This window comes from Stieleria marina, from assembly GCA_007741555.1.
Classification (GTDB): Bacteria; Planctomycetota; Planctomycetia; order Pirellulales; family Pirellulaceae; genus K23-9.
This window is the reverse complement of sequence record CP036526.1, coordinates 2,126,331-2,141,178: the sequence shown is the minus strand read 5'-3', so window position 1 is coordinate 2,141,178 and position 14,848 is coordinate 2,126,331. Positions and strand designations below refer to the sequence as shown.

6 protein-coding genes are annotated in these 14,848 nt (G+C 55.5%); 5 read left to right on the top strand and 1 reads right to left on the bottom strand.

The genetic code is table 11. The features are described from left to right. The first annotated feature begins 17 nt into the window (after window positions 1–17). The 5 genes from K239x_RS07535 (at window position 18) to K239x_RS07515 (ending at window position 6,200) form a co-directional block, all read left to right on the top strand. Window positions 18–971, top strand: coding sequence for a hypothetical protein (locus K239x_RS07535; RefSeq protein WP_145417182.1), 954 nt, complete (start codon window positions 18–20; stop codon window positions 969–971). Window positions 972–1,304: 333 nt separating this feature from the next. After that, window positions 1,305–2,099 carry an endonuclease/exonuclease/phosphatase family protein gene (locus K239x_RS07530; protein ID WP_145417180.1) on the top strand — a complete coding sequence of 265 codons (795 nt, stop codon included), beginning with the start codon at window positions 1,305–1,307 and terminating at the stop codon, window positions 2,097–2,099. A gap of 478 nt (window positions 2,100–2,577) precedes the next feature. After that, on the top strand, window positions 2,578–3,657 hold the full coding sequence (locus K239x_RS07525) for a DUF3500 domain-containing protein (protein ID WP_145417178.1): 1,080 nt from the start codon (window positions 2,578–2,580) through the stop codon (window positions 3,655–3,657). Window positions 3,658–3,732: 75 nt separating this feature from the next. Further along, on the top strand, window positions 3,733–4,083 hold the full coding sequence (locus tag K239x_RS07520; protein WP_145417176.1) for a hypothetical protein: 351 nt from the start codon (window positions 3,733–3,735) through the stop codon (window positions 4,081–4,083). 53 nt (window positions 4,084–4,136) lie between these two features. After that, a complete protein-coding gene (locus K239x_RS07515) occupies window positions 4,137–6,200 on the top strand; it encodes a DUF6250 domain-containing protein (protein ID WP_145417174.1) in 2,064 nt (687 codons plus the stop codon). 213 nt (window positions 6,201–6,413) lie between these two features. Here K239x_RS07515 and K239x_RS07510 read toward each other — a convergent pair whose 3' ends face one another. Next, the gene (locus K239x_RS07510; RefSeq protein WP_419189787.1) at window positions 6,414–14,474 is read right to left on the bottom strand and encodes a right-handed parallel beta-helix repeat-containing protein; all 8,061 of its coding nucleotides are present in this window, start codon (window positions 14,472–14,474) and stop codon (window positions 6,414–6,416) included. Between the last annotated feature and the right edge of the window lie 374 nt (window positions 14,475–14,848).

The window sequence follows — 14,848 nt, the reverse complement described above, 5'->3', positions numbered from 1 at the left end:
GAGGAAGCAAGTTTCAAATGCTAAGATTCAAAGCAGAGCTATTCGCATTGTTGGCCGTGGTCGCTCCTCTTAACCTGTTTGCCGAGCAGTGGGCAAACGTGGCGGCAGACAGCAGCCTGCCTCAAGGCAAGGGACTAGCGGATCGATTCGTAGCCGATGCTGGGATTGCCGGTAACTCGAGCGTTATTTTTGCAGAAGACTTCGAGCAATCCGATTACCAGAAAAATTGGCAAGACGTTCGGGATGACGGTGGTGTGCTCACATTAGTCACTGCGCCCAGCTCATTTCGCTCAGACGCCCCGGCCAATGAACGCTTTGCTCCGGTGGGAAAACGATCGTTACAAGTCACGGCTCGCTTGACGAAGAACACCGGAGGCGGCCTGACGAAGTGGTTTGAATCGAACGATCGATTATTCATTCGCTTCTATGTTCGATTCGACAAAGACGTCGACTACATTCATCATTTCTGCACCCTGCGAGCCAACAAAGCAACACACGGCAAAGACGCATGGAGCGGGTTCGGTGGTGCGGGGCTTAAACCACTTGGCAGCGACCGCTTCTCGACGGCATTGGAACCGTGGGGCAATTGGGGCAAAAACCCGGCGCCAGGCAAGTGGCATTTCTATAGCTATTGGCAAGACATGAAGCCAAGCCCTGATGGCAACTATTGGGGCAACGCGTTTGACGCTGAGGATGAGCGGCCAATCAAAAAAGAGGAATGGATCTGCGCAGAATTCATGTTGAAACACAACACTCCTGGCAAACCGGATGGAGAGCAAGCGTGGTGGATCGATGGTAAGCTGATCGGTCACTTCAAGGGAATCAACTGGCGTGCCTCGGGAGACCTGTGGGCAAACGCCTTCACTCTGGAAAGCTACGTAACCGATCGCTGGACAAAACAAGAAACCAATCGGGTTTGGTTTGACAACGTGGTCATCGCTCGCGATTACATTGGCCCCGCAGGTCTTTGACCCGGATTTTTCATTCGCCCTTTTGATGTAAACAGGCGCATCCAAACGAGTTGCCGGAGTGCTGCAAAATCCCATGAATAATCGGGGCTAAGCTGATACACACCAGACGCTCGACTAACAACAAGACACCCAACGCAAGTCACTCTTCGAAATTGGGGCAACTGGTAGCCGAACGGCGCGAGCCATCCGGTGCGTCAACGAACGGCTGGCTCGCGCCAATCCGCTAGAAACAAACCTCCTTTCTTTAAAAAGTGATTCGCCCTGACAAGACGCCAGGCGACTTCCATTTCGCATTCTCGTCACGTCCATCCTCCTTCGCATTCAGGCCAATCCATGACAAAATTCTCGTTGATCGCTGCTGTTGCTGTTTTGTCCATGATCAACGTCGCGTCTTGGAACACGGTCTCGGCCGAACCGATTCGGTTGCGTGTACTCAGCTACAACATTCACCATGGCGAAGGCGTCGACGGCAAGCGGGACCTGCCGCGGATCGCCAATGTGATTCGGTCGGTGCAACCCGACTTGGTGGCGCTGCAAGAAGTGGATCAAAACGCGAAGCGTTCTGGTAATGTCGACCAACCCCAGAAACTGGGGCGTTTGACACAGATGAATGTCGCTTTTGGCCCAAACATCAAACTCCAGGGCGGTCATTACGGCAACGCAATTCTTTCACGTTTTCCGATCGCGACACATGCCAATCACCGACTTCCTAATTTGGACGATGGCGAACAACGTGGCGTACTGGCGGCGGAAATATCGGTTCCAAAAATTGCGGAAAAACTGCTCATACTGGCCACGCACTTTGACCATCGCCGCAACCAAGACGAACGCATTCAGTCTGCCCAGGCGATCAACGTTTTGCTCAAAGACGATCCTCGCCCAGCACTCTTGATAGGCGATCTGAACGATGTCCTGGGCAGCGAACCACTTGGGCTGTTAAGAAAACAATGGACGGTTACCAACGCCGACGCGATGCCGACGATTCCGGTTGCCAAACCAACTCGCCAGATTGATTTTATCTTGTTCCGTCCTGGGAAGCGTTGGCGAGCGATCGAAACGACGGTCTTGCACGAAGCCGTCGCATCGGATCATCGAGCGATCTTCAGCGTGCTGGAACTATCGCTGTAGCCACCACGTTGGATAGTCAGTTCAGTTCAGTGGCGTTCGCAACACGAGAGACTTGCGCGTTACACCGCACCACAGAGTGCCTACAATGCGGCGCACGAAACCGCATTGGATGTATCGTCGCTGAAGCCAGAGAAGCTTGATTGGTGTCGATGCGATGCCGAATTTGACGCCCTCCGCAAGACCTTCCTCGCCGCAGTCGGTGCGGACCGCGCACCCAAGCGATATCATCTTCACACGGCCGGCCACGACGAACGGAGGCTTCCATGTGGAAGTGGTGACGAAATGGCTTTGGACGCGTGACGGTGGCCACGAAGGCGGTGTCATCGTCATGTGTGATCGTCTGTTCCCAATTAAATCCAGCAGTACCGAATACCTGCTTTTGTAGATCTCAGGCGGGCGACCAAACGTGTGCCGCCTGCATTTTGCCGAATGCTACTTATATCCCCGTTTAACGACCAAGCTCTAAGGAATTCTGAATATGAAACCACTCGCTCTCGTTGCATGCCTTTTAGTCAGCATCACGGTCGCCCATGCTCAGGAGCCAAAGGAGCAACACAAGGCTCCAGTTACGGAGATCCGCCAGTCCGCGGTCGCCTTCCTTGAAGGTCTGAGCCCCGAACTGCGAAAGCAAGCCATGTTCACGCTCGATGACAAAGAACGTCGAGCTTGGAGCAATCTCCCGGCAACTTCTTTCAAACGCGAAGGAGTCAGCTTTAAGGAAATGTCGCCTGAACAAAAATCACTCGCTCATCAGTTGCTGCAAAGCACTCTTAGTAGCCAGGGCTATCTAAAGACAACCGGGATCATGCACCTTGATGAGATCCTTAAGAGCTTGGCGGAGAAGCGTCGCCCAAATAATACTCCGATGTTTGGACATGACCTTTACTGGATCGGTATCTTCGGCGATCCCGCGAAGGACAAATCCTGGGGCTGGCAATTAGACGGCCATCACCTCGCGCTCAACATTACGGTGGTTGGGGACGAAGTTTCGGTCCGCCCCGCGTTCATGGGTTCCGACCCAGCGAGGCTGCCCGAGGGAACGTATTCGGGGTGGAACGTCCAAGGGGCTGAGGATGAAAAAGGCAAGCGGCTTTTCGCGTCGCTGGACGACAAACAGCGTTCCAAAGCGGTGATTGACAAGGTGGCACCACGCGATGTGATCACCGGCCCGACGCGCGGTGACCAGCTGAAGACGCCAACGGGTTTGCCGGCATCGGATCTGAACGCGGGCCAACGACGCCTCTTGATGTCTTTGATCGACGAATACGTTCACAATTACGAGCACAACATTGCTCACATCCAACTGGATCGAATCTTGAAATCAGGTTTGGACAAGATTCATTTTGCTTGGGCCGGCACTGGAGAGGGAAAGCCCTATTACTATCGAATCCACGGCCCCACCGTCATCATCGAATTCGACAACCACTTTCCTCCAGGACGCAGTTCTGGTCCCGTCAACCACATTCACACCGTGTTTCGCGAACCAGGCAACGACTACGGTGAGGATCTGCTGAAGAAGCACCTACTGGAAAGCCCTCATCACCAAAACCAACCGTGACACGCGAGCCCTAGATGAGCCACGCCTTCGATTGAGGAACTCTCATCTCAATCCTGCGTTCGCATCCCGCGACACATGAATACTCGTCAGACTTCTGTTCGCCCCACAGCGAACTTTCAGTGGTTGCTAACCGGGTTGGTTGGCTTGCTCGTGTCGGGTGAGAGTTCTGCCGCAGAAGTTTGTGTGTCCGTCGATGGCCATACTCAGGCCGATGGCTGTATTGAGAATACAATCGGAGCGACTCACGACGCGGTGCGTGCTGCACGGGCGTTGCATGCCGCAGGAAATTGCGACTCGGCAGTGATCGACCTATTGCCAGCGGGGTGGGTCGATAACTGGCAGGAAGCGACTGGCGTCCCTGGCGGAACTGCCTGCAAAAACGAGGGGAAGGAAACGCATGGGCAGCCGAAATGTCTGCTGACCTAGGATAGTAGGATCCAGATTCAGTGATCGGCAAATAAACCAGAGCCACGAAAACGATGAAATCTAAAATGTTCAAACAGGCAGAGAGTTTGGTGCGAATGAACTACTTCTTGCTGCTCATTTTTCTCACGTTGGCCCCTACTGCTTTGGCGATAGCCGACGAAGGTACTGGATCGGTAGACGAGGCCAAGCCATTCGTTCATCCCGGCCTGCTTCACAGCCACGCCGAACTGAAGTTCATCCAACAGAAGATCAACACGAGTCAGCAACCGTGGAAGTCCGCCTGGGAGCAATTGCAAGCGGCCGAAGAAGCTGCGCTCGATTACACGCCCAAGCCGTTTGCCAACGTTGTACGCGGCGTGAGGAACAATCCGAACATTGGCAGTTCGGATATGTCCCGCGACGCCGCGGCGGCTTATGCCCACGCTTTGCAGTGGGGCCTGACGCACAAAGAGGCACACGCGAGAAAGGCGATCGAAATTCTTAACGCCTGGGCCACCACGCTCCAGTCCGTTTCGGGCCACGATGCTCGGCTGCTGGTAGGCATGGATGGAGTGGTGTTTTGCAATGCTGCGGAACTGCTTCGACACACTAGCCCCCTGTGGCCGGACGCGGATCAGAAGCAATTTGAGCGAATGCTTCGTCAGGTCTTTTATCCGGTGATCAAGGACTTCTATCCCACTGCCAACGGCAACTGGGACGCCTCGATGATCCAAACCATGATTGCGATGGGAATCTTCCTTGATGATCGCGCGATGTTTGATCGCGCGGCGAAATACTACGTAGCTGGCACAGGCAACGGCGCCATCGAAAAGTATTTCAACGAGTTTGGAGAATGCCAAGAAAGCGGTCGAGATCAGTCGCACGTCCAGATGGGGATGGGGTTCCTCGCCTGTGCGTGCGAGATGGCTTGGAGACAAGGTGTCGATCTGTATGCGGCCGCCGACAATCGGCTTGCACGGGGATTTGAATACACTGCCAAATACAACCTCGGTGAAGACGTTCCTTACCAACGCTATCGCAGCGTAGGTGACAGATACGATTACCGGGCCATTTCAGCAAAAGGCAGAGGATGTTTCCGTCCGATCTATGAGCGAATCGTTCATCACTACCACGATCGGATGGGCCTGGATATGGCTTACAGCCGGCGAGTCGCAGACCAAGAACGGCCTGAAGGATCGCATCGCCAACACATGTCATGGGGCACCCTGACGTCCTACGGTTTGCCGGTGCGGGGAAAATTAGTTGTCGCCGGAAAGAATCCAGCGGTGCTTGGTCACGGAGTGGGCATGTTTAAAATCGGGGCGCAACTTGCCCAGGATGATTTTGAAAGCCTCAACAACTGGGTCATCCAAATTCAGGAGCGATCGGGGTTCGCACCGGCCAAAGTCGCAGCACGAAACCAATCGCTTGACTGCCGATTGCCGGGACGCGGATGCACGGCGTGGTTTAAGCAGAAGCTGCCTACTCGCGTGGCGATCACGTATCAGGTCGTCTGCCCGACGCCGAAACCAGCGATCAAAGGATTGCAGCCTCGCGACATCAACCATTTCTGGATGGCGACCGATCCGCTTGATCCCGACCAGGGTCTGTTCGATTCGAACCGGTACAACGGCAAGTTCTCTTCGTATGACAAGATCCACGGTTATTACGCTAGCACGGGAGGCGGCGGAGCGGTCGCCAACCGGACGACTCGAATGCGGCGATACCCGCGTGAAGTAGACGGCAAACCAGCCGAACATTTGGCGTTCACCGACAAGGACGGACGCCCCGGCTACTTGATCACGCCGGACAAGGTGATGGCGGTACAACTCGTCGCGTACGACGATCTCATTCAGTACATCGTCGACGGTAAACTGATCTATCAGATCGCACGGGACGACCGGATCAAAATCGAAGGCCGTGACAGTCAGGGCGAGTTGACGATCCGCGAAGCCGACTACGATCTCGATCGCTTTCCTATTTATCGCGAAGGCTACTTCGGATTTCGCATGGTCGGGACTCACCACATCTATACGAATTTCAGAGTGGTTGCCTTGGAACCGGAAGTCAGCACCGCAGCAGCACTCGGCAGCGAACCTTGGACCGCTCCGCCCAACAAGCATGCTGACGAACGTTAGAGCTTCAATACGGAATTGCGCGCGGCCGTGCAAACGATTGTCGTCAGACCGAAACGCTGTGCATTCATGGAATCTCCCGAGGGAGCCAGAGACTTTCCGTATTCGGGCTGCAACAAACATCGCTCCAACTCCCAGAGCCCCTTGCTGAGGGGACATTTTAATAAGGCAATTCGTCAGAGGCAGTCGGAGGGCAGGGCAGGGCAGGGGCGATCGCTAAAGGATTTGCAGAGCGATCGGGGCCGACAACTCCGAAGTGTTGCCCAAATCGTCGGTCGCCGTCGCTACACCGACTTGCAGTGGGACATCGTTGATAGCGACACCGCTGATCGTGACCGTCTTGTTTCCGGCCAATTGATCGACCTCTAAATAAACATCGCTGCCGATATAGAACGCCTCTTTGCCATTGCCGTCACTGAAGAAAAAGTCGATCAACAATGGATACGTCGCGTTCAAAGGATCCGAATCAACGGCATACACGATCGTGACGTCCGCCAAATCGCCGCCCGTCGGACTTATCAGAATCGTCCCGATGCCAATTGGCGTATTTTGGTACTGGTTTGGACCAGTATCACTATCGCCCGGATCGTTGACGGCGTTTCCGTTGCCACCCAAGTCGATGGCGGTGTGATTGCTGTAGAGAGTGTTACGCGAAAACAAATTGCCGACGCCACCGTTGGGCGACCGAATCGCGTCCCCGCTGCAGTAAGCAATCACGTTTTCGGTAATAAAGTTCTCTTTGGCGCCTTGCAGGAATTGAACGCCATTGACCATCCCATGGTTGGCACCTCGAGGCACTTGATCGTCGGTACCGATTCGATTGTTTTGAATCAGATTGCCGGAAGCGGTGACACCGTTGAGGCTGATTCCCGTCGTGCTGCCGGTGATGAAGTTTGCGTCGGTTGCCAACGGTCCACCGATGGTATTGCCGGGCGATTTCACCAGAATCGAATTGATGCCGCCACTGAATTGCGCAAAATCGGTCCCGAACCCAAGGTGATTGGAGCGGATGGTGTTGCCGGTCGTGTTGGCGGCAACCAACGCAATCTGACTGCCTGCATTTGCGGCGACAAAGTTACTGACGACCAAATTATTGACCGCACCGGCTCGCAGATAAATTCCGTTGCCACCATTCGCGATCGCAATCGTCCCCGACACATCCAGGCCGATCAAATTGTTCTCGACAGTCGTGTTGGAACTGCCACTGCTAATCGAGACTCCCGAACCGCCGTTGCCTGAAACCAGGTTGCGATCCACCGAATCCGGTCCGCCGATAAGATTACCATTTGCGCTGGCAACGATGATCCCAAACGCACCATTTGGCACCGCCGCAGTACCACTGGCATTGGTGCCGATCCGATTCCCCTGAACTTGGTTACCCGACGCATTGACACCGCTGATGACCAAACCAGTTCGCGTGTTTCCGGAGATCACATTGTCGGTGACAAAGTTCTCACTCGCGAGAATCTGAACGCCAAACGCACCGTTGCCGGCCGGTGAATCATCTTCGACAAGACCGATGCGATTTCCGGAAATGTGGTTCCCTTGCGCGGGCGTTGCCCCCACGACTTGCACACCGGAGGATCCATTTCCGACGATCACCGAATCCATTAAATGACTGTTCGTTGCGTTGTTTAGCCGGATCCCGGCACCGCCATTGTCGGCCGCCAAAACCGAATCAATCACCACGCCGTCAGCCAACCTGACTTCGATCGCGTCACTGGTAAAGTTCACGATGTCTAGGTTTGATACTTTGACGGCGTCCGCCTCGACACGAAATCCATCGACAATTCCAGTCGTAATGGCCGCGCCGTCGATTACGACATTGGGCCTCGCTTGCATCGCGTCATCGATTTGAATTCCGTCTAGCTGAATCAACGACGTTACCTTCGGCAATGCGGACTGCACCGCCACCACCACCGCTTCGCCAGATGCTGTGGGCACTTCAAATCGCACTTGATTGACCGTGTTAGCCGGCGTGGCATTCGCTTGCATGATCGCGGCACGCAGCGACACATTGCCATCTTCATCACGAGGAATTCCGTCACTTAAATCAACATCGGGTTTGTCGCCGACCGTGTTGACAACATATTGATTGACGGCATCACCATGGATCGTCAGCACCACGCTGACGTCGACACTGCCGCCTTGGTCGTCGCTGATAGTGACGACATAATTTTCGGTAATCGATTCGCCCGCAGCCAGAAACTGAATCGCCGAATTGTCGACGGAGTAGTCCCACGTGACTTCGCCACTGGGCGTCACACCGGAAACCGCTGCATTCAAAGCCCCTAGCTGCGACGAATGAGTGGACGAAACAAACGTCGTCGTCGCGGTGTGCGAATCGCTCACGTCTGGATCAGCAAAGCCAATCACGCCGCCAGTCGTTACCAAAGCGTTCTTATTGACCGCCGCGGTTTCGCCCAAGCTAGTTGTCGTTGGAGCGACGTTGATCCGCGGATCAAAAAAGAAATCCAAGCGATCCACGTCAGCCGATGACAGGCCAACCAGTGTGATGCTGTCCCCCTGGAATTCGATCAACACACCTGTGGGTCCATCGGTGATGACCAAATCTTCGACGGCATGCAGCCCGGCGATCCCGCGCACGTCCAGTTTTTCGGCGCCGTCATTGGCAAAATCCGAAACGGTATCATGCCCCCAGCCCGGAGCAAAGATAAAGCGGTCGTTTCCTGCACCGCCGGTCAACCAATCGTCGCCCAATCCGCCGGTCAGTCGATCGTTACCGTCTTGCCCGTCAAGCGTGTCAGCGCCAGCACCGCCTTCGATACCGTCGTTTCCGAAGCCACCTAAGATTCCGTTTGCAGCTGTGTCGCCGACCAATGTGTCATTGAAATCCGAGCCGACTAAATTTTCGATACTGTCGTAAGTGTCACCGTCAGCAATGCCGTTATTGTCCTGGGGATTTGCCAGATACACACGAACAATGCTGGTCGCATCCGCATACGATGCGGCATCCACTCCATCACCGCCGAGCAAAGCATCGGCGCCACGTCCTCCTTGCAGCACATCATTTCCGCCGCCGCCTCGAAGCGTATCGCTACCGCCGCGCCCATCGACAAAATCATCTCCCTCTCCGGCTTGAAAATTATTCACGCCACCGTTGCCGGCAATCACGTCAGCAAATGCAGTCGCGACGTAGCTTTCGACCGCGATGAACGTGTCCCCCGCCGCGTCTCCCAGGTTGGCGGAGAGATCTTCCAGATCAATCGTCACGCCAGCGGTGGATGCCGCGTAAGTCACCACATCCGATCCAGCACCACCGTTTAACACGTCTGCCCCCGCACCACCGACCAATGTGTCATCGCCGTCGCCACCGGACAAAATGTCATCGCCGCCGCGCCCGTCCAGCAGATCGTTTCCGACAAAACCAGCTAGCTCATTTTCCGCCAGGTCGCCCAACAGAGAGTCTTCAAAATCGGTACCGTCAATGTCTTCGATGTCTGTAAAAACATCGCCCGCGGCCTCGCCCGTCGATCCCAGCGTCGACGTCAAATCCGCTACCACTCCGGACAATGCGTCACGATATGACGCCACATCAACGCCTTCGCCGCCCTGCAAATCATCCGCACCTTCGCCGCCAGAAAGTTTGTCGTCGCCGCCGCCTCCTTGAAGCGTGTCGTCGCCCGCCAGACCGCTAAGCATGTCGTCGCCGAATCCGCCGACCAACAGGTTGCCAATTTCGTCACCGAAAAGAATGTCATTGAAATCAGTCCCGATCAAATTTTCGATACTGTCAAACACATCACCGACAGCAACGCCTTTGTTCAACAGCGAATCGAAAAGGTAAGCACGGACAAACGTCGCGCCTCCTGCATAGCTCGCCGCATCAATTCCGCTGCCGCCGTGCAACTGGTCGGCGCCAGTGTCGCCTTCCAAAACGTCATCTCCTTCGCCTCCCATCAACGTATCGGGCCCACCGCGTCCATTCAGAAAATCATTGCCCGCGCCGCCCATCAATACATTGCCACCCAAGCTGCCCAGAAAAACATCATCCCAATCGCTACCGATGAATTGCTCGATGGAAAAGAACGTGTCGCCAAATGCTTCGCCGGCATTTGACGCTGGCGTGATCAAATCAATCGTGACCCCCGATCCTGCACGTGCGTAGGTCGCGACATCGCTGCCCAAGCCGCCGTTGATCACATCAGCACCACTCCCACCGTCCAACGTGTCATCGCCATCGCCGGCAATCAAAACGTCATCGCCGCCGCGTCCAAACAACCAATCATCACCTAAATCACCGACGACTTCGTTGACTCCCTCATCGCCGTACAAGCTGTCCGCGAAGAGTGATCCGCCAATGTTTTCGACGTCGGTAAATAAGTCGCCAGCGGCTTCACCGGCGTTCGACACCAGCGCCAATAGATCAACCACCACCCCGGCGCCCGCACTCTGATAGTCAGCCCGATCAATGCCGTCCCCGCCGCGCAGATCGTCCGCCCCCAGCCCGCCAATCAATTTGTCCTCACCGTCGCCGCCGAGCAATAAGTCGTCGCCGCCAAAACCGCGCAATTCGTCTCTGCCCAAGCCACCGGACAGAATATTTGCCGACGCGTCGCCTTCCAATGTGTCATTAAAATCGGTGCCGCTGAGGTTTTCGATGTCTTCGAGAGTGTCACCGATCGCCGCGCCCTCATTGAACAATGGATCGGACAAAGATGCCTTTACCCAGCCGTTTCCACTGACATAAGTCGCCGTATCAATTCCTTCACCGCCGCGAATCACATCGCTGCCGATGCCGCCCTCCAGAACATCATCTCCCTGGCCGCCTTCTAAAATATCGTCACCACCGCGTCCATTCAGATTGTCGTCGCCCGCTCCCCCGATGAAAATCTCGACCGCTCCGCTGCCCCACAGCTGATCCGAATGGCTGGTCGCAACAATTCGCTCGACGGCAAAGTACTGGTCCCCCGCAGCATCACCTGTGTTGGTCGACAACGACTCAATGTCAATCGTCACCCCCGTTAACGAATCAGCGTAGCTGGCTGTATCGACACCATCGTTGCCGCGCAGTTCATCCGCGCCCGGACCACCAATCAACGTGTCATCGCCTTCGGCTCCGTTGACCGTATCGTCACCATCGCGGCCGTAGAGAATGTCATTCCCGTTTTCACCGTTGAGCCAGTTGTCTTGGCCGCTGCCAAACAAAACATCGGCAAGAGCTGTGCCGTACAAATCTTCCACTGCAACGTAAGTATCACCGACCGCATCGGCGCCCAGATTCAACGTCGGATCCAGCAAATCGACCGTGATGCCTGTCACGGCATTGCGATAATCTGCGATGTCGCGGCCATCACCGCCATCCAACACATCGCTGCCAAGACCACCTTTGAGATTGTCATCGCCAATGCCACCACTTAGCTGGTCATTCCCTTCGCCACCATCCAACGAATCATCGCCATCGCCTCCATCGATGGTGTCGTTACCCGCATCACCGCGAAGCGTATCGTCGCCATCTTCGCCCGACACCCAATCATTTCCGTCGCCGCCGTAAACCACATCGGTCCCCAGTCCGCCCGACACCGTGTCGTTGCCTTCTTCGCCGGAAACAAAATCATCATCGTCTCCACCATCTAACTGGTCGGCGCCCAGTCCACCTTGAATCAGATCGTCACCGCTTCCACCCAAGATCGTGTCGCTGCCGCCTTCGCCCTGAAGCTGATCCACGCCAGCCCCGCCACTGATACTGTCGTCCCCGCCGATCCCACGAACCGTATCATCGCCATCGCCTGCCATGATCGTGTCGTGACCTTGCCCACCGATAATCGTGTCCGATCCGGTGCCGCCATCGAGCTGGTCATCACCGTCGCCACCACTCAAATAATCCGCGTCCTCACCGCCTGTCAAAACGTCTGCTCCGTCTTGACCAAACAGCTCATCAACGCCCATCCCACCGACCAAATGATCGTCGTCATCGCCTCCGATCAGATAGTCGTCGCCCGCGCCGCCATCAATCGTGTCATCTCCGTTTTCGCCCGAGAGTAAATCGGCTCCGTCATCACCCTCGATCCAATCATTGCCGTCACGTCCTTGCAGCCAATCGTCTCCACCTTCACCGACGATGATGTCAGCGAAAACCGTTCCGACAATCGCGTCGGCGTCTACTGTGCCATCGATCGCGTTTGATTCAGGCGTTCCCGCACTCTGCGTTGTATTCGCACTGGTCACCACAGGCGTTTGGCTGTCGCCATAGTTCACGAACTCATTGCCGCTGATGCTGAACATAGAGATCGCCGCGTTGATTCCGTAATGGTCCGCTACGCCAGTCGCTCCATCGCTTCGCCCCAGCGAATCAAACTGGCTGTTATTGATCGCGATGTTATTGCCTTGCTGAATAAACACATCCGAAAAAGCGATCAGATCGCCATCCCCGTTGACCGCTGAATGGATGTTACGGCCCGCCTGCTTAGTCGCCGCGTTTTCGACGGTGATGTTCTCGGTTCGGAAAGCTTTGATCACCGTCGTCGAAACCGAAACCCCCGCATCCGTCACGTCCAAAACTTCGCCGATTGCGAAGCGGTTGCCGCCGGTGTCCTTCACCCAGATTCGCCCGGGATAAACCTGAAAGACTTCGGCAGTTGTTCCCGACGTGACACCAACAATCTGCTGCCCTTGCACAAACCCCGCTTCGCTGACCACATCGATCGCCTGCCCACTGCCGCCGATGTTAAAGGCATGCGCATCGGGATTGTCGATCGTCACGTCAGTCAAAACGACGTTCCTGGATCCCCACGAAACCGTCAGTCCGTTTTCGCCCCCGTTCAACGATTCCACGTTGGTCAGCGTTGCGTTATGGACTCCCTGAATCGCAATTTGATCGGCTGTAAAAGGATTATTTACGCCGTGTGCGCCGCCGACTTTTCCGCCCAGTCCGTCCGGTTGCCCACCATCGACCAAGAGATTCGTGACCGTTAATCCGTCGACCCACTGGCCATTGGCACCAGGGCGATTCGTCACCGTCAGGGGATACTCGACGAAAGTGGAATGAGGCTCCGTGATCTCCAAATTCGCAATCGTCAAATTACTGGCCGCGACATCCACGGTCGACGCAAAAAACACTCCGTATTGCCAGCCAACCACCCTCAATTTTGCTGGATCCAGCCCGGTGGCGTCCACATTGCCGATCACCGCGTCATGCATAGCCACGCCGTAAATGCCTTGACGCGAGTTGCCTGCAAAATCCAACGTGCCCGATCCCGTCACGCCCGATCCCGTCGTGTTGTTCAAACGAATCGCTGGCCCACCGTTGATCAAGTCCGACGGATCCAGATACGTATCCAGCGTCAACGTGACACCGTCCTGGATGTTCAAAACGATGTCGTCCTGGAGACGCAGTGACTCGGAAAACGCCGTGCTTTGCGACACAGTCACCATCCCACGATCGACCGTCGGGGTTGCATCGATGTAGCTGGCCAAACAAGTGATTGAATCGGCAATCAAGCTTCCGTCGTCCACATCCACGGTGGCCAGCAAGCCGACTTCGACCACGGTGCACGCTGTGTTTGCCGATGGCTCAGGTGCCGCCTGGGTAAACGTCTCGGACTGACTAATCGCCTCCAAGCGTTCCGAACGCTCAGACCGATTCATGGCCGCTAACTCGTTGAGCACTTCCAAAAGATCGACGGGCGATACCGCCCCATCACCATCCACGTCCGGAAAAAAGCCTTGACCACCATTGGTTTTGGGAGCGGTCAAATCGGCCTGCACGCTCACCGGGCTCGCCAAATAATTGATCGTGTTGAGCGCATCGAGCGGAGTGACCGCATTGTCGGCGTTCACATCGAAACGGTTGTGCAAATTCTGCATTGGCGTCTGCACAGCCGAAGTCGGAATTAGCTCTCCCACTGTGTATTGCTGAATCATTTGAACGTCACTCTGCAGCCCAACCTCGGCCGCAGCCGGCAACCAATCCGCTGCCAACAATTGCCTTCGCTCCAGATTCTGCGCGACCATCATACGCCGCTGCCGACGCACCACCTGCTGCGAAACCACCTGCTGCGAAACCACCGTCCAGCGCTGAACGAAACAGCCCCAAACGCCTCGCAAAATCCACCCAAAACCGAAGCGAATACGACTGCCCCCCGAACCTCCGATAGCGAGACGCAGAGCGGCCCGCGTGCGCGACCGCCAAGCGTCACGAATGTCGCTTTGACTCAGCATTTTACGACTTAAACGACCGATCCGGCACGAAACGCGACGGTACGAAGATGCCTGTTTTTGCACCGGTGAATCGGTGCGATTGCGGCGAGATGACATGTAAAGACTTTGCTGAAACAGACTCGATCGACACGTCGAACTGCGAACTATTGAGATGAATCCTGGCCTGCTCAAACCCCTTCGCGATGCTCGTGCCCACCAAACAAAACGCAATGGGGGAGGTGCAAACAGACCGCCAGAAACCAAATCTAATCGACACATTGCCTTGAAAACAGATCGAAGCGACTGCACCATCGCCAAAACGCCTTACTTTCAGCCGAACCTCTAAACATCGATGCCTGACCGCAGACCAAACGGGGCAATCCGAAAGCACCACCAACACAAAAGCACGCCCGCGGAAAGAAAATACTCAACATCAAAGGCCTCCGATGAAAACAAAGTGCGGCCATATCCGACCTCACCAATACTCCGTC